This is a genomic window from Mucilaginibacter yixingensis, assembly GCF_041080815.1.
GTDB lineage: Bacteria > Bacteroidota > Bacteroidia > Sphingobacteriales > Sphingobacteriaceae > Mucilaginibacter > Mucilaginibacter yixingensis.
The window spans coordinates 2,575,348-2,598,221 of sequence record NZ_CP160205.1 but is presented as its reverse complement, the minus strand read 5'-3'; the positions used below and the strand labels follow the sequence as shown (position 1 = coordinate 2,598,221).

Here is a 22,874-nt window from a genome sequence, read left to right as displayed (position 1 = left end):
AAACACACGAATGGATATAGTGATAATGGTGGGCCAGCTTTTGCTGGGCCTTTCAATTTTGGTGATCCTGCATGAACTGGGACATTTTCTTGCAGCGCGCGCCTTCGGAATCAAGGTGGAGAAATTCTATTTGTTTTTCGATGCCTGGAATTTTAGCCTTGTTAAATTTAATTATAAAGGAGTAGAGTACGGTATTGGCTGGCTGCCGTTGGGTGGTTATGTTAAAATTGCCGGCATGATAGATGAATCTATGGATACCGAGCAAATGGCCGGTCCGCCGCAGCCATGGGAGTTTCGTTCAAAACCAGCCTGGCAGCGTCTGATAGTGATGTTGGGCGGTGTGACCGTGAACATCATTCTGGGGGTTTTCATTTTTTGGATGCTTACCCTTAAGTATGGAGAAACTTATGTGCCAAACACCAGCCTAAAATACGGCATTGTTCCGGGCAAAATCGGTCTGAAAATTGGCCTTCAACCAGGCGACAAGGTTACCGAAGCCAATGGCAAACCAATTGCCAGATTTGAAGATCTGATTAGCTCTAAAGTGCTGCTGGGCAATACCGTATTAACCGTTGACCGCAACGGCCAGGAGGCTACTGTAAAAGTACCGCCAACAATTCTGAATGATATTTCTGACTATGGTATAGAAGAGTTTGTAACTCCGCGCAGCAAATTTTTTGTAGATAGTGTGAAGACAGGCAGTTTTGCCGCGCAAGCAGGTCTGTTACATGGCGATAGCATTTTGGCAGTAAACAAAGTGCCGGTGCCGTTTTTAGATGTATTGCATACGGAGATACAGAAATACAAAAACCAGCAGGTTGATTTGCTGGTGAAACGCAAAGCTGATACCATGACGCTACGTGCGGCCGTAAATAAAAACGCCACTATGGGTTTTATGGATGGTAAGCCAGGTATTGTGCTGGGGCACGATAGCATTAAAGAAATTACCCAAAAATATGGCTTCACCAGTTCACTGCCGGTGGGTGCTTCTAAGGCTTGGGATTTATTTAGTGTAAATGCTCAAGGTATTGGCAAAATGCTTAAAGGCGAAGTGAAACCTAATAAGGCTATCAGCGGCCCTATTGCCATGGCACGTATGTTTGGTAGCCATGTTAACTGGGTTAAATTCTGGAGCATGGTAGGCCTGCTGTCAATGGCGCTGGCGTTGATGAACCTGCTGCCTATCCCGGCGCTGGATGGTGGTCATGCCGTATTCCTGATCATTGAGATGATTAAAGGTAAACCACTGAGCGATAAGTTCCTGGAACGTGCACAGTTGGTTGGTTTTGTGATCCTGGTTACCCTGATGGTGTTTGTATTTGGAAACGATATCACGAAGGTGATTAAGAAATAATAAACAATATTAAATTGTTGGAGAAAGCCGCCCCGCGCGGCTTTTTTTGTTGAAGATCAGAGAGCTTTCCACACCTCCTCAACTTTTCCACAAATCATTTAATCATACCGCAATAAGTTAACTTTACGGGTTTAACAGAAGGAGTTACGTTTGGCTAAAGGAGAAATCAAAGAAACGCCGTTAATGCAGCAATACAACCAGATCAAGGGTAAATACCCGGGTGCGTTGTTACTGTTTAGAGTAGGCGATTTTTATGAAACTTTTGGGGATGATGCCGTAAAGGCAGCGGGGATATTGGGCATTGTTTTAACCAAACGGGCCAACGGTTCGGCATCGCACATTGAGTTGGCAGGCTTTCCGCATCACTCGCTGGAGACTTATCTGCCTAAATTGGTACGTGCGGGTCAGCGTGTGGCCATTTGCGATCAGCTGGAAGATCCTAAAACTACCAAAACCATCGTAAAACGTGGCGTTACCGAACTGGTGACGCCCGGCGTAGCCGTTAGCGACAACATCCTTCAGCAAAAGAGCAATAACTACCTGGCTTCGCTTTATTTTGAGAAGAACAGCATTGGTATTGCCTTAATTGATATTTCCACCGGCGAGTTTATTACAGCACAGGGTAATCCCGACTATATAGACAAGTTGCTGCAGGGCTTTAGTCCGAATGAGATTATTTTCCCCAAGAGCCGTAATCACGATTTCAGAGAGCGTTTTGGCGATCGTTACTACACCTACATGCTGGATGAGTGGCCGTACTCTGGCGATTATGCCCAGGAGTCGCTGCTGAAGCATTTCGGCGTAAAATCGCTCAAAGGCTTTGGTATTGATAAGTTGAATTTAGGTATTGTGGCTGCCGGCGTGGCGCTGCATTATTTGAACGAGACTGAACATCGCAACCTGCAGCACGTATCGGCCATCAGCAGGATAGAGGAAGACCGCCACCTGTGGTTGGATCGTTTCAGTATCCGCAACCTGGAACTGGTAGGCTCGGCTAACGAGAATGCGTTGACACTGGTTGATGTGCTCGATCACACCTGCTCGCCTATGGGCGCCCGTTTGCTGCGCCGCTGGATTGTGATGCCGCTGAAAGAGTTAAAGCCGATTAATGATCGGTTGGATGTTGTAGAATACCTGATAGGCCATGATGAATTGCGTGAGGATTTGCAACAACACATCCGCCAGATTGGTGATCTGGAGCGATTGATCTCAAAGATTGGTCTGCAAAAGGCTAATCCGCGCGAGGTTTGCCAGTTGAAGCGATCTCTCAAGGCTATTGAGACGATTAAAGTACTAGCCGATGGTTCTGAAAACGCGCCGCTGAAAACAATAGGTAATCAACTGAATGCTTGCGCTTTCATCAGCGATAAGATAGAAAAAGAGCTAAGCGAAGAGCCGCCTGCTATGATTGTTAAAGGCGGAGTAATTGCCGATGGGGTGAACGAAGAGTTGGATCGCTTGCGGAAGATTGCTTACGGTGGTAAAGGCTATCTGCTTGAAATTCAGAAGCGTGAGGCAGAGATTACCGGTATTCCATCACTTAAAGTGGCGTTTAATAACGTATTTGGCTATTACCTGGAGGTTACGCACGCACATCGGGATAAAGTGCCTACCGATTGGATTCGTAAGCAAACGCTGGTAAATGCCGAGCGTTATATCACGCCTGAACTGAAGGAATACGAAGAGCAGATCCTCGGTGCCGAAGAAAAGATCTTTGCGCTGGAAACCCGCCTGTATAATGATCTGCTTTATTCGCTTACGGAATACATCAAGCCCATCCAGCTCAATGCGCAGCTGATTGCACGCCTGGATGTGCTGCTCAACTTTGCATCTATCTCCATTAAAAACTATTACGTTAAGCCACAAATTAATGATGGCCGGGTGATAGATATTAAAGGCGGCCGCCACCCGGTGATTGAGAAAAACCTGCCCCCGGGCGAGGATTACATCACTAACGATGTTTTCCTGGATTCTGATTCACAGCAGATCATCATTATTACGGGTCCCAATATGGCGGGTAAATCTGCTTTATTGCGCCAAACCGGCCTGATTGTGTTGATGGCACAGATGGGTTGCTTTGTACCGGCCAAAGAGGCATCTATTGGTTTGGTAGATAAAATCTTTACCAGGGTAGGTGCGTCGGACAATTTGTCGTCAGGCGAATCAACCTTCATGGTAGAGATGAACGAGACTGCCAGTATCCTCAATAACCTGTCAGACAGGAGTTTGATTTTGCTGGACGAGATTGGTCGCGGTACCTCAACTTATGATGGCATCTCTATTGCCTGGGCCATTGCCGAGTATCTGCATAATCATCCTAATTACAAAGCCAAAACGCTTTTCGCTACGCACTACCATGAGTTGAACGAGTTGAGCAACAGCTTTAACCGTATCAAAAACTTTAATGTAACGGTGAAAGAGGTTGGCCATCAGATCATTTTCCTGCGTAAGCTGGTACCAGGAGGAAGCGAGCATAGCTTTGGTATCCACGTGGCTAAACTGGCTGGTATGCCGTCAAAAGTATTGAGCCGAGCTAATGAGATTCTCAAAAAACTGGAAAACGAACGCACTGGTGGCGAGAGCATTAAAGAAAGCATGAAAAAAGTGCAGAAGCAAGCTCTGCAGCTGCAGATGTTTTCTATCGATGACCCAATCCTGGTGAAGATTCGTGATACGCTGAATAACCTGGACGTAAACACCTTAACACCGGTGGAAGCGATGATGAAGCTGGATGAGATACAGCGGATGCTGAAGTCATAATACCCTTCCCGACCTCCCCGAAGGGGAGGAGATTTAGGTCTATCCTTTTCGGGGGAATAAAAGGGGATGTTAATATGTTCAAAACATCTGCTATCTAACAAGCTATCAGCCTTATATTTTAGCGGCATGAAGCATATTTCCGTCAGATTTTATTTGCCGCTGGTTGTTTTGATGCTGATTCTGTCGGCTTGTCATACCCGCAAAGCCGCCATGAAGGGTGCGCCCGGCGAAATGGTTAAACCTCAGGCTTCTGTGGTCGAAAAGTATTCGGAATTAATGGGGGTTAATAAAGACGCCATTCAAAACGGACGCCTGTATGCCTTTATAGATCAATGGTGGGGCACTCCGTACAAATTTGGCGGCCAGGATAAAGATGGGATCGACTGCTCTGGCCTGGCTCAACTATTGGAGCAACAGGTGTACAACATCAATATCCCACGTATGACCAGTCAGCAGGTAACCATGGTCAAACGTAAATATGAGGAAGATTTGCAGGAGGGCGATCTGGTTTTCTTTGACTTTGACGGAAAAAAATATAGCCATGTAGGTGTTTATCTGCAAAACGGTTATGTGGTGCACGCCAGCTCGCGCAGGGGGGTAATAATTGTACGTCTGCGTGATCCTTCAATTTATAAATACTTCTCACGGGCCGGATCGGTATTCGAGGTGCCGGTGAGTGCGGCAAATTTGTAATTTGCTTAACAACAATTTGTAAATTGGACGTTATACATTTATCATGAAACGTCTGATTTTTCTTCTCTTCTTATTTATCGGTCTGTCTGCATCAGCACAGGTGAAACTGCTGGACATGAGCCATCTGCAAAAGCGCGTTAGTAATGCCGATACCGTTTACATCGTTAACTTTTGGGCTACCTGGTGTGGCCCCTGCGTAGCAGAGCTGCCTAACTACGAGAAATTTCAGACTACGCATAAAAATCAACCGGTTAAAATCTTGCTGGTGAGCATGGATTTTCAATCTAAATTAAACACCGACGTTATTCCGTTCATCAAAAAACATCAGTATAAAACCGAAATATTTCTGGCCCAGCGCAAGAGCGATGAGGAGTGGATAAATGCTATTGATAAAGACTGGAGCGGTGCGCTGCCGGGTACCTTGATTGTCAGTCAAAAGAAGGGTATTCGTAAGTTTTATGAACAGGAATTTACGTATGACGAGTTAAATAAACTATATCAAGCCAATAAGTAAAAAATCCCATTGACTATGAAAAAGATGATGACATTATTGCTGATCGCGGGCCTGGCCCTAACAGCATTTAAGCCTGCCACTGAAGGCTATAAAGTGGGCGATACCGCTGCTGATTTCAAACTGAAAAACGTTGATGGCAAAACTATATCGCTGGCTAATTATACATCTGCCAAAGGCTATATTGTGGTGTTTACCTGTAACCATTGCCCGTATGCGCAAGCTTATGAAAAACGTATTATGGAGCTGGATAAAATGTATGCCGGCAAGGGTTACCCGGTAATTGCAATCAGTCCGAATGATCCGGTTGCGTTGCCTGAGGATTCTTACCCTAACATGCAAAAGCGTGCTGCCGAACGTAAATATACTTTCCCTTATTTACTGGACGAAACGCAGGATATTAGCCACACTTACGGAGTTAAAGCTACACCGCATGTATTTGTGCTGCAAAAAACAGCATCAGGCAATGTAGTACAATATATAGGCGCTATTGATGACGATACCGAGAACGCCAACCCCAACCACACCAATTACGTACAAAATGCGGTAAACGCATTGCTAGCCGGTAATAAGCCCGCAATTACATCAACCAAAGCTATTGGCTGTAGCATTAAATGGAAAAAAGGAGCCTGATTTGGAGTGAAAGGATAAAGGCGAAAGGTAAAAGGGATTATTCTCTTTTACCTTTCGCCTTTTTAGCCTCACCTTAGGATCTTCAAAGGGGAGGCTTTTTTATGGGAAATTCTTTACCACTCTTCAACATCAATGCGCTACAACTGCGCCGCTCACGGCTTCTACCTGATGTTTGATATAGCGTTTACCAATAAAATAGATGGCACAAGCCAAAAATCCGGCCCCGGTCATTACCGCAGCCAGAGGAACAGTACTTACGGTATGGAACCAGCTCATGATGGTGGTTACCATAGAACCAATGCCCAATTGTATGGCACCTAGAAGTGCTGCGGCTGTACCAGCATTCTTTTCAAACGGAGCAATGCATAGGGCGGAGGTATTTGGAGCTGACAACCCAATGCAGCTGAGCTGAACGAAGATCATGGCGATAACTAACGGCAAGTTAAACCATCCACCTGCTGCACCGATCAGGAATATCACGCCACCAATAAGCTGTACCAGGAAAATAATGGGCACTACCTGCGCACTGGTATATTTCTTCAGAATGATGGCGTTAAGTTGCCCCGAGCCAACAAAACCAACAGACAGGCCGGCAAATACCCAGCCGAACTGCCTGGCATCCAGGTGATAGATTTTCATAAACACCATAGGTGCACCGGCCACGTAGGTAAATAGTCCGGCAAATGACACCGCACCCGCAAACGCGAACGTGTAGAACTGAGGTACTTTCAATACATTCCAGAATCCGGTGAGGATCGGCACTGGTTTTAACGATAGGTGCTTATCGGGTTTATAACCATCGGGCAAAAAGAAGGCTACCAAGGCAAATATTACTACCGCAATAGCGCCTAATAACAGGAAAATGGTGTTCCAGCCAAAGGCGACGGTAATATAACCGCCAATAGTAGGTGCCAGCATGGGCGATGTGCCTAAAACCAGCATCAGTAGGGCAAAAACTTTAGCGTTTTCATCCAGCGGGAAAATATCACGTACCATGGCCATTGCAGCTACAGATGCAGCGCAGCCACCCAATGCCTGGATAACGCGGTAGACGATGAAGTGGTCAATGTCATTAACAAAGAAACACGCTACAGACGCCAGTATATAAACGCCCAGTCCTGCATATAACGGTAGTTTGCGGCCAAATTTATCCAACAAAGGGCCATACAGTAGCTGACCAAAAGCCAGGCCAATAAAGTAACCCGAGAGAGATAGGCCCACCTTCTCAAGCGTGGTGTGCAGGCTTTTTGCAATATCTGGAAAGCCGGATAGATACATATCTATACTAAACGGACTTAATGCTGTCAGCAAACCGAGGATAAGCACCAGAAAGAAATATCGTCCTTTAGTCATGACTGTTTTAAATAAAGCGGCCGCAAATATAGCCTAAATACTATTGCTGTTTTTTAAGCAAATATAACCTGGCTGTAAACAATTGATGGATGCACAGAACGACAATGACCGGTAACAATATGAAAACTGGTATTGATAAATAACCCACCAGGGTACAGTGTTTTCACGGGGTAATATGCGTGGTAGTACGGATAGGCGGGGGAGGCAAATAAATTACTTTTGACTATCAATCTTTACGTTAATGGACTTAAAAATTAATATCATGATTAAATTATTTATTGGTTTTTGCCTTGTAAGCCTACTGTTATTAACAATGGCCTGGTATGCATAATTACTTTTATTAAAGCAATTTGTAGGCAACGGTATAGTATCTGTTTGTGGCAGTTCTGGCCATTTACGGCATTGTATACAGGTGTAGTGCCACTTTAATTAACGGTTAAAAGCAGTAAAATTGATGTTTTATGTTGAAATGTGGATAACTATTGGGCTTCCCCCAATGTTAAATATCAATTAGTATACTATAATTGTAGCTGTTTTCGGCCAAAAAATACATTTACCGCTGTTAAACAAACAACCAATAGAACGGTTAACACTTATAAACTTTAAACTTTTATTCAATGGCAAACGCAAATGGAGGCGGTATTACCGCGTATTCTGTGAAGACAAAAACCAAAAATGTGCCCATGCTTGACGCTACTATCGACGTAAAGTCTGGCCGTTACATTGCTACCGGTAAAGATGCTGATGGTAACAAAATGTCGGCTATCCTTAGCAAAGCTTCTGCTGAAGATCATATCAGCAAAGGCAATGCTAAAAAAGGCCAAGGTTGGTAAGCAATAATTTGCTTTAATGCATCAAACCCGTTCAGGCTATGGCATGAACGGGTTTGTTGTTTTATACATATTTCGGATTAGGAATGTTCAATTTCGGATTTAGCCGATAATATAACCATGGAGTACAGTGAGCTTAATGTAGAGAGCACAAGGATGTGAGCTTTAGTAATTCTCTTTGTGTCGCTATGATTAACTTGTAATCCGAAATTGAACATCCCAAATCCGAAATTACTCATACCTCAATGCCTCAATAGGATCTAACCTCGAAGCCTTCTGTGCGGGGTAATAACCGAAGAAGATACCGGTGATACCGCACACAATAAACGATACCACGATAGACGTTTCAGAGATAATGGTGGGCCAGTTTAACGTGAGTGTAACAATACGAGCGGCGGTGATGCCTAAGAGTACGCCGATAATGCCCCCGATAATGCTGATGATGATGGCCTCAATTAAAAACTGAAGCAGGATATCAATCCCCCTGGCGCCGATAGACATGCGCAAGCCTATTTCCTTGGTACGTTCTGTTACCGATACATACATAATGTTCATGATACCAATGCCGCCAATAACCAGCGAGATGCCGGCAATAACGGTAAGCAGGGTGGTCAGCAATCCGCTGGTTGAGCTGAGGGTGTTGATCAATTCGGCCTGGGTGCGTACCTGGAAGTCGTTATCCTCGCTGTCGCGTAGCCGGTGCGATTCTCTTAGCGTTTCGGTAATTTCGTTTACGGCAGCATCGGTCACCGCTTCGTTAGTTGCAGATGCGTAGATGTTCTGGTAATAGATGGTGGCCAGGATACGTTTCTGCACCGTGGTATAAGGAGCGATGATGATATCATCCTGATCCTGTCCAAAGGCATTCTGTCCTTTTGGATTGAGGATACCGATGATCTGGAATGGGATACGGTTAAAGCGGATTACTTTGCCAATCGGATTTTCACCATTTGGAAAGATGTTGTCAATAACCGTTTGACCGATCAGGCAAACTTTAGCCGAGGTAAGTACATCTGCATTGGTAAATGAAATGCCGTCTTTAAGTGTCAGTTTACGGATATCCATATAATCTGGAGATACGCCCTGGATTTGTGTCGGCCAGTTGAGCGCACCATTAATGGCCTGTCCACGCGAGGTTACCGATGGCGATAGGGAGTTGATATCTTCTACATTGCGTTTTAGCAGGGTGATGTCTTTAGATGTCAATGTTTGGAAGCTGGAGCCTGCAATACGTACGCCGCCGTTAACATTACTGGCCGGCAACACAGTAATCATGTTTGAGCCCATGCTGCTCAATTGTGATTGAATGCTCTCTTTTGAGCCCTGACCAATGGCCACCATGGTAATAACCGCACCTACGCCAATGATAATGCCCAGCATGGTCAAAAAAGCCCGCAGCTTGTTGCGCAACAGGGCCCTGAAGGCTATCCGTATCAGGTTGGTTATATTCATTTGAACTGAAAGCTAAAAGGCTAAAGCAGAAAGCTTTTAATCTGTTTAATAATTAATAATCATCAGTATGTGGCAAATTGTCCAGCACTTCCCTGGCCGATTTGCGGTTTTCATTCATGGTATCTTTCTGAACAATGCCATCGCGCAACATAATGGTGCGGCTGCTAAACGAGGCGATATCCGGCTCATGCGTTACAAATACAATGGTTTTGCCCTGGTTTTGATTCAGGTCCTGCATCAGGGCCATAATCTCGTATGATGTGCGTGAGTCAAGGTTACCAGTGGCTTCATCGGCCAAAATCATTACAGGTTCGTTCACCAATGCCCGGGCTATGGCTACGCGCTGCTGTTGCCCGCCCGAGAGCTGACTGGGGGTATGATCCAGCCTTTCGGCCAATCGTACAGCCTCCAGGGCTTTAATGGCCCGTTCGCGGCGTTCGGCACTGCTGATATCTTTGTTGTATAATAACGGCAGTTCTACATTTTCTAATGCCGATGTACGCGGTAACAGGTTATAAGCCTGGAAAACGAAACCTATTTTATGATTGCGCAGCATAGCCAAATCATTGCGCGATAGCGCTTTAATATCTACACCATCCAGCTGGTAGGTGCCGATGGTGGGTTTATCCAGGCAGCCAAGTATATTAAGCAACGTGGTTTTGCCAGAGCCGCTGCTACCCATAATGGTTACAAACTCGCCGGCCTCTACGTTGAACGTGATGCCTTTAAGTGCGCGTACGGTTTCGCTCCCCATGGTAAACTCGCGCTTCAGGTCGTGTATTTCTAAAATGCGCTTGCTCATCGGCCGCGGCCTCCTCCGCCACCACTACCGCCACGACGCCTTTGCGGCATAAACGGACTGCCAGATTGGCCGCCAGCTATCAAACGCATCGGTAACCATCAGCATGGTGTTGCCAAGTGGCAAAGAGCCGTGCATTAATGCGTTTTTTTGCTCGGCAGGCAGGTTTTCCTGGTCTGGGCTATCGCCGTAACGCATCATCATGGCGATTTGAGTGTGAAATACTTTTGCATAAAAATTCAGCACTTCTTCTGAATTGCCGCCGAAATTCAAATAGGGATTTACGCTTGTCATAATTTTGTGTTTTAGAATTGTTGATGAACAAAGCTAAACACAAAATGGATGATATAGGAGAGGGAAATTAGACGAAATATGGTCCTGTTTTCTACGAATGTTAGTTTTGGGTGCTAAACCGCCCGAAGTAGCAAATCTAAAAAAGGCCTTCGCGCGCCCTTCGACAATGCTCAGGATGACACCTGGCGCACGCTAACGTATATAAAGAGTAAAAGCCTTACTAAGTTTTAAATACTTAGTAAGGCTTTTAGATATTTTATCTGTTCAAGTTCCGACCATGAACCATGATCCATGAACTCTTAGCTAACTAAACAATCCCCAAAACCTTGCCCGTATGCTCACGGGTGCTGTTGGCCAGGGTGGTATCTTTAGCTAATGATTGACCGTATGATGGAATCATTTGCTTTAGTTTGGCTTGCCATTCTGGTGTTTTGGCTTTGTCTTTAAAGCAACGCTCAATCAGCTGCACCATAATAGGCACAGAGGTTGATGCGCCTGGCGATGCACCCAACAAGGCAGCAATGCTACCATCGGCTGCGGTAACTACTTCTGTTCCAAATTCCAGTACGCCGCCACGTTTCGGGTCTTTTTTAATTACCTGTACACGCTGACCGGCAAATTCCAGTTTCCAGTCTTCTTTTTTAACGTTAGGGTAATAATCGTGCAGCGCTTTCAAGCGATCATCTTGCGATTGCATTACCTGGCCAATCAAGTACTTGGTTAGCGGAATATTATCGATACCCGCTTTCATCAGCGGATAAATGTTATTGCCTTTAATGGAAGCAAACAGATCCCACAGTGATCCCTGTTTCAGGAAACGGGTTGAGAAACCGGCATACGGACCAAACAGCAATGATTTTTTGCCATTAATAATACGTGTGTCAAGGTGAGGTACAGACATTGGCGGCGAACCAACCGAAGCCTTACCATATACTTTAGCCTGATGGCGCTCAATTATCTGCGGATTGTTACAAACCAGCCACTGGCCGCTTACCGGGAAACCACCAAACCCTTTGCTTTCTGGTATGCCCGATTTTTGAAGCAGGTGCAGCGCACCACCACCCGCACCAACAAATATAAATGAAGCGGTAAGCTTGCGGCTGTTGCCGGTTTTCAAATCTTTAACGGTCAGTTGCCATTTATCGCCTTTGCGTTTAACGTTGGTAACATCGTGGCTAAGCGATACGTTTACATCGGCGCTCTTGTTCATGCTGTCAATCAATTCGATGGTCAGCGCGCCAAAGTTTACGTCGGTGCCAATATCCATACGGGTGGCAGAAACCTTTTCGCCTTCGGCGCGGCCTTCCATTACCAGCGGGATCCACTTGTTTAGTGTAGCAGCATCTTCAGCATATTCCATACCTGCAAAAAAGTGGTGACCGCTTAACGCGTTATAGCGTTTTTTCAGATAGTCCACATTTTCATCGCCCCAAACAAAGCTCATGTGCGGTACTTTGGTGATGAATGAGGTAGGGTTGGTAATAAATTTATTCTCGATGAGGTAAGCCCAGAATTGCTTAGAGATCTCAAACTGATCTGCAATTTTAATGGCTTTGCTGATATCTACCGAACCATCAGGCAGTTGTGGGGTATAGTTAAGCTCGCAAAAAGCAGAGTGACCGGTACCGGCGTTGTTCATGGCGTCAGAGCTTTCGGCCGCCATGACATCCAGGCGCTCAAAAAGCTCAATCTTTAAACCGGGTTGCAATTGCTGCAGCATAAAACCCAGTGTGGCGCTCATAATACCTGCGCCAATTAAAATTACATCAACTTCTGAATTTTGATTTGTATTGCTCATTTTACTTATTCACGTGGCCGTTACACAGTGGCTGTGTTTCAATTTGAGGGTTCTGGTACCGGTTGTTCGGGAAAAAACGAAGATATTTTGTCCCCAAAATGCCGAATTCGATTATAAGAAACAGGAACCCGTAATGCAGGCGCAAGTTTAGTGATTTTTTTTGTAAAGAATTGAGCTGTTTTAAGCAAAAAGTGCAAAGAAATATGCTTTTTACAATAAGGATGTCAACCGGCCGGATTTATTTAGCCGATAACTTATCGCTGGATGAGCGAACAAGCAATTCTGTGTCCAATTGCTCGGTAATAAACTCGGTTACCGGGTATTTGCTTTCAATCAAATTAATCAGTCGCTCGGTAGCTATCTGGCCAATTTGAAAGGCGGGTTGGCGTACGGTAGTAAGCGGTGGATCGAACAGCTCGGCAGAGTCTGAATTGGTAAAACCGGCGATGGCAATATCCTCAGGCACGCGCATGCCTAGTTTTTTTAAGATCTGCAGGCAGTTAATGGTTAAGCGATCTGCTGTAACAAATAGTGCGTCCGGTCTTTCGGGCAGATCCAGCAGTTCCTTAATTATTACTTCCACTTCGTCATGGTTCATGCCGCCATGGTTACAGTGTTTCATATAATCCTCGCGGAAGGGCAGGCCATGTTTCTCTAAAGCAGCCTGATAGCCTTTCAACCTATCCTGACTGATCAGTAAATTATAAGAGTTGGTGAGATGTGCAATGCGTTTAAAACCTTTATTAATCAGCATCTCGGTGGCATCAAAAGAGCCTTTGTAGTTATCTACCGTTACTTTGTGGGTGGTGATATCAGGTGCTACCCGGTCGAAAAAGACAATAGGGAAACCTTTGTTGTGCAGGTATTTATATTGAGCCAGATCAGTCGTCTCGGCAGAGAGTGATACCAGAAGTCCATCTACATGCCTGGAGATCAAGTGTTCAACGTTAGCCTTCTCCCGGTCAAACGATTCATGTGTTTGGGTGATGATCACATGGTAACCACGATCATAAGCAATAGATTCGATACCATTAATTGCCTGCGAGAAGTAATTATTGGCCACCTCGCAAACCACTACGCCAATAGAATGGCTGCGCTGCTCTTTTAAACTGAGGGCAATAGGGTTGGGGCGATAGTTGATCTTCTCGGCATATTCCAAAACCAATCGCTTGGTTTCGGCGCCAATTTCGTGACTGCCATTGAGCGCTCTCGAAACGGTAGAGGTGGAGAGCCCCAGCGCTTTGGCTATATCTTTTATGGTATAAGTTTCGAACATTGACACTGCAAAATTAGTACTTAATAATGAAAATATGGAACCTCAAACACGCAAGCATCGGTTTCGGGAACGATTGCATGGATTTTCCGGGCCAGATTGTTGCATTGTTAGGCATGAACGGCTAATCTTGTTTTACATTGTTTGTAACGAATATCTGACGTTTTTGCAATCGATTGCAAAAACAAATTACATTTGTTGTCGACAGCCAATTAATTGATAAACCTTTTACTAACTCAGACCATCTGAAAACATAAAGATGTTTTGTAACATCTTTATAGCGATATCTTAAATCGGGATGGCTTATGAGGGCATAATTAGGCGCATATTGTAGATTAGCGGCCAGGTGATGAGCTTTACCCCAATTATAAACTAACATGAACGGGCATGGTGGCTTTTCGCCTGTTCCAGATACTGAAATATAAACTCAAAAATGACGAAAAGACAGAAATTGTTCCGTCCGGTTTGTTTGCTGGCGGTTCTTGCTTTGGCAATCTCGGCTTTCACCTTTCAGCCTCAACACATAACCGTATGGTTGGCCGGTGATTCTACCATGGCCGATAAACAGGTAAAAGAATTTCCAGAAACAGGCTGGGGCATGCCTTTCAAAGCCTTTTTTGATTCTACGGTTACCGTACGTAACATTGCCCGTAATGGCCGCAGCACCAAATCTTTCTTAAAAGAAGGCTCATGGAAGATCATTACCGATGGCATGAAAGCCGGCGATTATGTGCTGATCCAATTTGGCCACAATGATGAAGTGCCAACCAAAAAGAACGCCACCACGCCAACCGAATTTCATGATAACCTGCTGCGCTTTATTACCGAGGCCCGTGCTAAACAAGCTATCCCGGTTTTAATTACGCCTGTAGCTCGTCGCAATTTTGATAAAGACGGTAAGGTTGAAGGCACCCATGAGGCTTATTCAACCATCATCCGCAAACTGGCGGTAGAGGCAAAATGCCCGCTGATTGATCTGGATAGCGAGAGCAAGGGTTTGCTACAGCAATTCGGTGTTGAAAATTCTAAATTCCTGTATAATTATATCGAGGCAGGCGATAATCCTAACTATCCGCAGGGCCGTCATGATAATACCCATTTTAGTGAGATGGGTGCCCGCCGTATGGCACAGATCGTGCTGAACGATATTAAAAAGCTGAACCTGGATCTGAAAGACCGCATTGTAAAAGGCAGTTTTCCGGATAATGTGCCTGCCCAGGTTAGATAACAACGAAACCTACTAAACAAAATACTTAAAAACCCAGTCCCGAGAAGCATGAACTTAAAGACCACCGCAAAAGCGGCTTTATCCATTGCATTTGGCGCCATGAGCTTGTGCGCCACCGCCCAGCAACAATACAGCTGGACCAACCTGCCAAAAATTGCGCAGCCGGTATTTAAAAAAGATACCATCAGCATTGTAAAATTCGGTGCAAAATCAGACGGTATTACGTTGAATACCAAAGCTATTAACAATGCTATTGACGCTTGTAGCGCCAAAGGTGGTGGTGTGGTGTTGGTGCCGCAAGGCTACTGGTTAACTGGCCCCATCGTATTGAAAAGCAACGTAAACCTGCATGTTGACCGTGCAGCTATGCTGGCATTTACCAGTGACAAAAGCCAATACCCTTTGGTAGAAGGTAACTACGAAGGACACCCTTCACCTCGTAACCAGTCGCCAATTTCGGCTACTAACCAGGTGAACATTGCCGTAACCGGTACCGGTATTATTGACGGCCACGGCGAGGTTTGGCGTGCAATTGGTAAAGACCGATTAACAGAAAACGAGTGGAAGGCGCTTGTTGCCAAAGGCGGTATCGTAAGCAACGACGGTCGTTCATGGCTGCCTTCAGAAAGTTATCAAAAAGGTGCTACTACACCAAACTCAACCTATATACAGCCTGGTAAATCACTTAAAGATTATGAGCCGATGAAAGATTTCTTCAGGCCTAACATGGTGGTATTAACCAACTGTAAAAAAGTATTGCTGGAAGGCGTAACCGTTCAAAACTCACCGGCCTGGTGTTTGCACCCGCTGTTGTGCGAGGATCTTACCCTGCGCAACGTGCGCGTGCGTAACCCATGGAACGCACAGAATGGTGATGCGATTGACGTAGAATCATGCAAAAACGTATTGATTGAAGGCAGCACTTTTGATGCCGGTGATGACGGTATCTGCGTAAAATCTGGTCGTGATGAGGAAGGCCGTAAACGCGGCAAGCCTACCGAGAACATGATTGTACGTAACAATGTGGTTTACCGTGCGCACGGTGGCTTTGTTATTGGCAGCGAAATGTCTGGCGGTGCCCGCAACATCTTCGTTTCTAACTGTACTTTCATCGGTACCGATATCGGTCTGCGTTTTAAAACAACCCGCGGCCGTGGTGGTGTGGTAGAGAAGATCTTTATTAAAGACATCGCCATGCGCGATATTCTGGGTAGCGCTATCCTGTTTGATATGTATTACGGTGGTAAATCATTTGCAGATGGCGACGCAGCCGGCAAAACAAATGTTTCAGCTATTCCCGTTACTGAGGCTACTCCACAGTTCAGAGATTTCTGGGTGAGCAACATTACCTGCGATGGCGCTTCTAATGGCCTGCTGATCCGTGGTTTACCAGAAATGGCTATTAAAGACATTCACCTGGATAACGTAACGCTGAAAACCACTAAAGGCGCTGAGATTTCTGAAGCCAAAAACATCTTCCTGAAAAACGTACGTTTTGAATGCAAAACCAGCCCTGTAGTAATAGTTGATAACAGCAGCAACGTAAACATTGACGGTATGAAATATACTGAGAATGCCGATCAGCTTTTCCTGGTAAACGGGGAGCGTTCTGGCCAGATCAATGTAACTAACACCGATGCTTCTAAAGCCAAAGAAAAAGTAAGCTTTAAAGGCGGTGCGAATAGCAAAGCGATTAGCATTAAATAATAATCAGTGAATTGTGAGTGGTGAACAGTGAGTGAGATAACGCTATAAAATATAAACCTTCCCTAAAAAGCCCTCTCCTTTGGAGAGGGTTTGGGAGAGGTCAAAAAGACTCAACATCAATACAACCAATTAACCCATTATGAAAAAACTAATTCTTTTTGCCTTGTCAATAATGGCCGCCACATTATTGCATGCGCAACCTATCAGTAAGGTTTACACTAAAATTACCGTTGCGCAAGATGGCAGCGGCGACTTTAAAACTATCCAGGAAGCCATTAACAATGTGCGCGATCTGGGGCAATTCCGTGTGCCTATCTTTATTAAGAAAGGTGTATATCACGAAAAACTGGTGATTCCGTCTTGGAAAACCAAAATTTCATTAATAGGAGAGGATAAAGAGAATACCATCATCACTAACGATGATTATTCAGGCAAAGCAGCTACGAACGGCAAAGACCAGTTCGGTCGCGATAAAATGTCTACCTATACCTCGTTTACCGTTCAGGTACAAAGCGATGATATCATCCTGGAGAACCTGACTATCGAGAATAAAGCCGGCAGGGTAGGCCAGGCTGTGGCCTTGCATATTGAGGGCGATAGATGTATTGTAAGAAACTGTCGTTTGCTGGGCAATCAGGATACTTTGTACACCGCAACTGCTCATTCACGCGAGTTATTTCAGGATTGCTACATTGAGGGAACTACCGATTTTATTTTCGGCGAGGCTACCTGCGTTTTCCAGCGTTGTACTATTAAAGCATTGACTAATTCGTTCATCACTGCTGCTGCAACTACACCTTTGCAGGAGTTTGGTTACGTGCTGATGGATTGTAAACTAATTGCAGATCCATCGGTAACCAAAGAGTATCTGGGGCGCCCTTGGCGGTCTTATGCCAACGTGGTTTACCTGCGCACAGAGATGGGCAGCTTTATTATTCCTGAAGGCTGGAACCCTTGGAAAGGTGATGCTATGTTCCCTGACAAAGAAAAAACTGCTTATTATGCCGAGTACAAATGTACCGGTCCGGGTGCTGATGCTAAGGCCCGTGTGGCGTGGTCGCACCAGTTAACCGATAAGGAAGCTAAAAAATATACCATCAAAAATATACTGAGCGGCTGGGATAAGTGGGATCCGGAGGCGGTAAAAAGTAATTAAAAGCATTGCGGGGCATCATCTCGCCCTGCTGTCATCCCGACCAACGGGAGGGATCTTTTCGATCATACATCACAATAGATCGCTTCGAAAAGATCCCTCCTTCGTCGGGATGACAAATGTTTTTCAACTTGAATTATTGAGTGAATTTAATAGTATAACTATTTGAATAATAAACAACTATAAAATTGAAACGAAACAATATTACCAATAGTAATAAGTATATAAAAGGCCTGATCTGCGCTTTTGGCTTGGCTGCATGCAGCACTTTGGCCTTTGCGCAGAGCAACTATGTATCAAAAGTTTGGGTGGCCGATCAGGGTAACGGTACTTACAAAAACCCGGTACTGAATGCCGACTATTCTGACCCCGACGCTATCCGCGTAGGGGATGATTTTTACCTGGTATCATCAAGTTTTGAGGATATCCCGGGCTTGCCTATCCTGCATTCAAAGGATTTGGTTAACTGGGAAATTATCGGTCACGCTTTGCTGCGTCAGCCGCCGTTTGATCATTTTAATGTGCCTCGTCATGGTGATGGCGTTTGGGCACCGGCCATCAGGTTTTATCGCGGCGAATTCTATATCTATTATCCTGATCCTGATTATGGCATCTACCTGGTAAAAGCTAAAAATCCGGCTGGTCCGTGGAGCAAGCCAGAGATGGTGATGCCGGGCAAAGGGATTATTGACCCTTGTCCGCTGATTGATGATGACGGCCAGATGTACCTGGTGCATGGTTTTGCCGGTAGTCGAGCAGGTATCAAAAGCGTTATTGCCATTAACAAACTGAATAAAGAGGGCACCAAAGTAACAGACGAAGGCGTAATGGTTTATGACGGCCACGAACTTGACCCAACTGTTGAAGGACCGAAACTTTATAAACGTAACGGTTACTATTACATTCTGGCACCTGCCGGTGGTGTACCTACTGGCTGGCAGCTGGCCCTGCGTTCTAAAAATATCTATGGCCCGTATGAGCGTAAGGTGGTGATGGATCAGGGTAAATCATCAGTTAACGGCCCACACCAGGGGGCATGGGTTACCACTCAGACCGGCGAAGACTGGTTCCTGCATTTTCAGGATAAAGAACAATACGGTCGTGTGGTACATCTTAATCCAATGAAATGGGTTAACGGCTGGCCTGTTATTGGCGTTGATAAAGACGGCGATGGCAAAGGCGAGCCCGTACTTACCTACAAAAAGCCGAACGTTGGCAAAGTTTACCCAATTCAAACCCCGGTAGAGAGCGACGAGTTTAACGGTAACACCCTGGGCCTGCAATGGCAATGGATGGCCAATGCCGAGCCTGCCTGGTACTTTATGAATCCGGGTAAAGGCTCATTGCGTTTGTACTCGGCTAAACCAGAGAATGCTAAGAACCTGTGGTTTGCATCAAACGTGTTGCTGCAAAAGTTTCCGGCTGATGAATTTACGGTGACTATCAAGCTGACGTTCACACCTAATCCAAAATTAGAGAATGAGAAAGCTGGTTTAACCATCATGGGCTTCAGCTATGCATCGGTAGCTGTTAAAAATAAGAAAGACGGCATTTATCTGGTGTATGACCTGTGTAAAGAGGCCGACAAAGGCAAAGACGAAAACGAACAAACCATTACCAAACTAAGCAGTCCAACCGTATGGCTGCGCGTAAAGGTGAGCAAAGGTGCCAAATGTCAGTTTAGCTATAGCTTAGACGGTAAAGACTTCAAAACTGCGGGCGACGAGTTCCAGTCTGAAGTTGGCCGTTGGATAGGTGCCAAAGTAGGCTTGTTCTGTACCCGCGATACACAGTCTAATGATTCGGGTTATGCCGATGTGGACTGGTTTAGGGTAACGCAATAAATTCCCCACTGTCAGCATAGTTGATGACGGTTTGTGCTGCAGGCAGGTTAACTTTGATGGAAAGTATTGAAGTAGGCCCGCCTGTAGCTGCATTTTACCGGGAACGTTTGCGCATTTTTAATTAGCAATCATCACTGCATAGAAACATAAATCTGTTAACATTGCGGTGCAATTAACTAACCGATCAATAAAATCTGTTCCGGGCACAAAACAAATCCCGGCAAATTAACTGCAAAAATGAGAAAGACATTACTGTCAAGCCTTTTCGCGTTGGCCGTTATCGGCACAGCATCGGCACAGGAGAAACCCTGGTCGCAGCGTATGGCTGCCACTGCCATGAAAATTTGGCCAGACACCGCATCTAACATGCGCTGGACCTATGAGCGTGCTGTTGTTCTAAACGGTATGGAAAGCGTATGGCGCAACACCGGCGATGGCGAATACTTCCGTTACATTCAACACAGCGTAGATAAATTTGTAGCTGCCGATGGTACCATTGGTTCAGGCTACAAAGCCGATGTTTATACCCTGGATAACCTGTTACCTGGCCGAAGCGTATTGCTGATGTATAAAGTGCTGGGTGGCGAGAAGTATTATAAAGCAGCAAATCTGCTGCGTCAGCAGGTGAAAGAGCAACCACGCACAGCGTCGGGTGGTTTCTGGCATAAAAAAACTTATCCAGACCAAATGTGGCTGGATGGCCTTTATATGGGCGATACCTTCTACTCGCGCTATGCATCTGCCATGGATGAAACGGCTGACTTTGATGATATTGCAAAGCAGTTTATCCTGATGGAAGCCAAAGCACGCGACCCTAAAACCGGCCTGATTTATCACGGTTGGGATGAGAGCCGCAAGCAAAAATGGGCCGACCCTAAAACTGGTTTGTCGCCAAATTTCTGGGGTAGAGCTATGGGCTGGTACGGCATAGCATTAGTTGATGCGTTGGACGATTTCCCTAAAGATCATCCAAAACGTGCAGAGCTAATAGCAATTTTAAATCGTTTTGCTGCTGCCGTAACCAAATATCAGGATCCAAAATCAGGCACCTGGTGGCAAGTAATGGATAAAGCCGGTCAGGAAGGCAACTACCACGAGTCGTCAGCCTCTTGTATGTTTGTTTATGCACTGGCCAAAGGTGTGCGCGAAGGCTACCTGCCTGCAAGCTATAAAGCTGTTGCCGAAAAAGGTTTTAACGGTATTACCAAAGAGTTTATTAAAACTGATGCCGATGGACAGGTTAACCTGACCGGTACGGTAAGTGTTGGTGGCTTGGGTGGTAACCCATATCGTGATGGTAGCTACAAATACTACCTGAGTGAGAAAGTTGTAACCAATGATCAGAAAGGTGTTGGTTCATTTATTTTGGCAGCGGTAGAGATGGAGCGTCTGGCAAACATCGGCGCAGCCAAAGGTAAAAATGTAGTGCTTGACAGTTATTTTAACGATGAGCACATGACCGATAAGCTGACCGGTAAAAACGTTTCTTTCCACTACAAATGGGAGGAAGAGGATAACAACGGCTTCTCAACCTTTGCGCACATCTTCCATAACTACGGTTTCAAAACCAGCACTTTATACACAGAGCCGACTGCTGCTAATCTGAAAAATGCATCTGTTTATGTAATTGCAGATCCGGATATCCCTAAAGAAAATCCAAAAGTTAAATACATTGAGGAAAACCACGTTAAAGCAATCAGCGAGTGGGTTAAGGCGGGCGGTACTTTATTGGTATTCAATAACGATACTGGTAATGCTGAGTTTGCACACCTCAATAAGCTGATGGGCAAATTTGGTATGACCTTTAACCTGGATAGCCGTAACCACGTGGTAACGCCGCATTTTGAAACCGGCGCAATTAACATCCCGGCTGGTAACGCTATCTTCAAAACCGCTAAAAAGGTTTACATCAAAGAAATCAGCACTTTCAAAGTGGTTGCACCTGCACAGTCTGAATTGACCGACAAAGGCGATGTGATCATCGCGGTAGCAAAATATGGTAAAGGCACTGTGTTTGCCGTGGGCGATCCTTGGTTCTACAATGAGTATACAGACGGCCGTAAACTGCCTGCTGATTATGATAACTACAAAGCCGCAGAAGATTTGGTGAAATGGGTTACTAAACAATTACCAGCAGCCAAATAATATGAAAAAGCTAGTCGCAATCGTATTGACATTGTTTGTAGTTGCACTGCAATGCGCTACTGCACAAACAATTGTGGTTGATCAATCTGGTAAGGGTAATTTTAAAACCATTACCGAGGCGCTTAAAAGTCTGCCCGATTCATCAAAGACGGACAGAACCATCCTGATTAAAAAAGGTGTCTATCATGAGAAGGTTTTCGTTACGCAGAGCCACGTTATTTTAAAGGGAGAGGATGCAAAGAATACAGTAATCACCCAGGCCATTGCCCGCGATATCTTTCATTGGGAAACTGGTAATAATGACGATTGGGGTGTAGCGACCATTAACCTGCGTGGCAGCGATATTACTTTAAGAAACCTGACCATCATCAACAGTTACGGGTTTGACCATAAAACCGATACCACTTTTAACTGCACCACAAACGGACAAACAAGCCAGCACGTGGTACACCCAATTGGCCACCAGATGACGTTGCGCTCGTTTGACGGCGCTACGCGATTGAAAGTGATTGATTGCCAGATTTTGGGCCGCGGTAATGATACGGTTAGTCCGTGGAATGGCGACAATGGCATGTTCTACTTTAAGAACTGTGTGATGGAAGGCGCGGTAGATATGTATTGCCCTAAAGGATGGGCTTACGCTGAAGGCTGCAAGTTTGTATGCCATAGCATGAATGCCGGTATCTGGCATAACGGCGCCGGTAACCAGTCGCAAAAAAGCGTGCTGGTTAATTGTACTTTTGTGGGCGATGATGGTTTTAAATTGGGCCGATACCATGTAGATTCTCAATTTTACCTAATCAATTGTAACTTTGCAAAAAACATGGCCGACGCGGCTATTTACAAAGCGCCAAGCGGACCCGGGGCAAAATATGGTCAGCGTACCTATTATTACAATTGCCACCATGATGGCGGCGATTTTGCCTGGTTGAAAAACAATTTGAATGAAGCATCAGGCGCTCCACAGGCTAAGCAGATTACAGCCGAATGGGCCATGGACGGAAAGTGGAATCCTTCAGCAAAATAAAATCAGTATCTTATATAGTT

18 protein-coding genes are annotated in these 22,874 nt (G+C 45.2%); 12 read left to right on the top strand and 6 right to left on the bottom strand.

Annotated elements, in window-relative coordinates; genetic code table 11:
* The first annotated feature begins 10 nt into the window (after nucleotides 1-10).
* The 5 genes from rseP to ABZR88_RS10565 all read left to right on the top strand — a co-directional run bounded on the left by rseP (nucleotide 11) and on the right by ABZR88_RS10565 (nucleotide 5,951).
* Nucleotides 11-1,354 (top strand): RIP metalloprotease RseP, encoded by a 1,344-nt coding sequence (rseP, locus tag ABZR88_RS10585; RefSeq protein ID WP_107828947.1) that lies wholly within the window; start codon nucleotides 11-13, stop codon nucleotides 1,352-1,354.
* A gap of 150 nt (nucleotides 1,355-1,504) precedes the next feature.
* On the top strand, nucleotides 1,505-4,114 hold the full coding sequence (mutS, locus tag ABZR88_RS10580) for a DNA mismatch repair protein MutS (protein ID WP_107828946.1): 2,610 nt from the start codon (nucleotides 1,505-1,507) through the stop codon (nucleotides 4,112-4,114).
* A gap of 126 nt (nucleotides 4,115-4,240) precedes the next feature.
* A complete protein-coding gene (locus ABZR88_RS10575; protein ID WP_107828945.1) occupies nucleotides 4,241-4,807 on the top strand; it encodes a C40 family peptidase in 567 nt (188 codons plus the stop codon).
* Nucleotides 4,808-4,850: 43 nt separating this feature from the next.
* Nucleotides 4,851-5,321, top strand: coding sequence for a TlpA disulfide reductase family protein (locus ABZR88_RS10570; RefSeq protein ID WP_107828944.1), 471 nt, complete (start codon nucleotides 4,851-4,853; stop codon nucleotides 5,319-5,321).
* A 15-nt stretch (nucleotides 5,322-5,336) separates the two neighbouring features.
* Nucleotides 5,337-5,951, top strand: coding sequence for a thioredoxin family protein (locus ABZR88_RS10565; protein WP_107828943.1), 615 nt, complete (start codon nucleotides 5,337-5,339; stop codon nucleotides 5,949-5,951).
* A gap of 129 nt (nucleotides 5,952-6,080) precedes the next feature.
* On the opposite strand, the gene ABZR88_RS10560 is transcribed toward ABZR88_RS10565, so the two are convergent.
* Entirely contained in the window at nucleotides 6,081-7,304 is a 1,224-nt protein-coding gene (locus ABZR88_RS10560; protein WP_107828942.1) for a multidrug effflux MFS transporter, read from the bottom strand.
* Nucleotides 7,305-7,921: 617 nt separating this feature from the next.
* On the opposite strand from ABZR88_RS10560, the gene ABZR88_RS10555 reads away from it, so the two are divergent.
* A complete protein-coding gene (locus ABZR88_RS10555) occupies nucleotides 7,922-8,137 on the top strand; it encodes a hypothetical protein (protein WP_107828941.1) in 216 nt (71 codons plus the stop codon).
* 228 nt (nucleotides 8,138-8,365) lie between these two features.
* On the opposite strand, the gene ABZR88_RS10550 is transcribed toward ABZR88_RS10555, so the two are convergent.
* The 5 genes from ABZR88_RS10550 to ABZR88_RS10530 form a co-directional block, all read right to left on the bottom strand.
* On the bottom strand, nucleotides 8,366-9,586 hold the full coding sequence (locus tag ABZR88_RS10550; RefSeq protein WP_107828940.1) for an ABC transporter permease: 1,221 nt from the start codon (nucleotides 9,584-9,586) through the stop codon (nucleotides 8,366-8,368).
* Nucleotides 9,587-9,638: 52 nt separating this feature from the next.
* Nucleotides 9,639-10,388, bottom strand: coding sequence for an ABC transporter ATP-binding protein (locus tag ABZR88_RS10545; RefSeq protein WP_107828939.1), 750 nt, complete (start codon nucleotides 10,386-10,388; stop codon nucleotides 9,639-9,641).
* A 24-nt stretch (nucleotides 10,389-10,412) separates the two neighbouring features.
* Nucleotides 10,413-10,679, bottom strand: coding sequence for a hypothetical protein (locus ABZR88_RS10540; RefSeq protein WP_107828938.1), 267 nt, complete (start codon nucleotides 10,677-10,679; stop codon nucleotides 10,413-10,415).
* 307 nt (nucleotides 10,680-10,986) lie between these two features.
* The gene (locus ABZR88_RS10535) at nucleotides 10,987-12,477 is read right to left on the bottom strand and encodes a malate:quinone oxidoreductase (RefSeq protein WP_107828937.1); all 1,491 of its coding nucleotides are present in this window, start codon (nucleotides 12,475-12,477) and stop codon (nucleotides 10,987-10,989) included.
* 238 nt (nucleotides 12,478-12,715) lie between these two features.
* Nucleotides 12,716-13,753: a LacI family DNA-binding transcriptional regulator gene (locus ABZR88_RS10530; RefSeq protein WP_107828936.1), complete on the bottom strand. Its 1,038-nt coding sequence runs from the start codon at nucleotides 13,751-13,753 to the stop codon at nucleotides 12,716-12,718.
* A 430-nt stretch (nucleotides 13,754-14,183) separates the two neighbouring features.
* On the opposite strand from ABZR88_RS10530, the gene ABZR88_RS10525 reads away from it, so the two are divergent.
* The 6 genes from ABZR88_RS10525 to ABZR88_RS10500 all read left to right on the top strand — a co-directional run bounded on the left by ABZR88_RS10525 (nucleotide 14,184) and on the right by ABZR88_RS10500 (nucleotide 22,854).
* A complete protein-coding gene (locus ABZR88_RS10525) occupies nucleotides 14,184-14,978 on the top strand; it encodes a rhamnogalacturonan acetylesterase (protein WP_107828935.1) in 795 nt (264 codons plus the stop codon).
* A gap of 48 nt (nucleotides 14,979-15,026) precedes the next feature.
* Entirely contained in the window at nucleotides 15,027-16,685 is a 1,659-nt protein-coding gene (locus ABZR88_RS10520; RefSeq protein ID WP_107828934.1) for a glycoside hydrolase family 28 protein, read from the top strand.
* Nucleotides 16,686-16,824: 139 nt separating this feature from the next.
* Nucleotides 16,825-17,841, top strand: coding sequence for a pectinesterase family protein (locus ABZR88_RS10515; protein WP_107828933.1), 1,017 nt, complete (start codon nucleotides 16,825-16,827; stop codon nucleotides 17,839-17,841).
* 248 nt (nucleotides 17,842-18,089) lie between these two features.
* Nucleotides 18,090-19,682 (top strand): glycoside hydrolase 43 family protein, encoded by a 1,593-nt coding sequence (locus tag ABZR88_RS10510; RefSeq protein ID WP_245917058.1) that lies wholly within the window; start codon nucleotides 18,090-18,092, stop codon nucleotides 19,680-19,682.
* A 237-nt stretch (nucleotides 19,683-19,919) separates the two neighbouring features.
* Entirely contained in the window at nucleotides 19,920-21,827 is a 1,908-nt protein-coding gene (locus ABZR88_RS10505) for a glycoside hydrolase family 105 protein (RefSeq protein ID WP_107828932.1), read from the top strand.
* Nucleotide 21,828: 1 nt separating this feature from the next.
* Nucleotides 21,829-22,854 carry a pectinesterase family protein gene (locus ABZR88_RS10500; RefSeq protein ID WP_107828931.1) on the top strand — a complete coding sequence of 342 codons (1,026 nt, stop codon included), beginning with the start codon at nucleotides 21,829-21,831 and terminating at the stop codon, nucleotides 22,852-22,854.
* Nucleotides 22,855-22,874 lie beyond the last annotated feature (20 nt).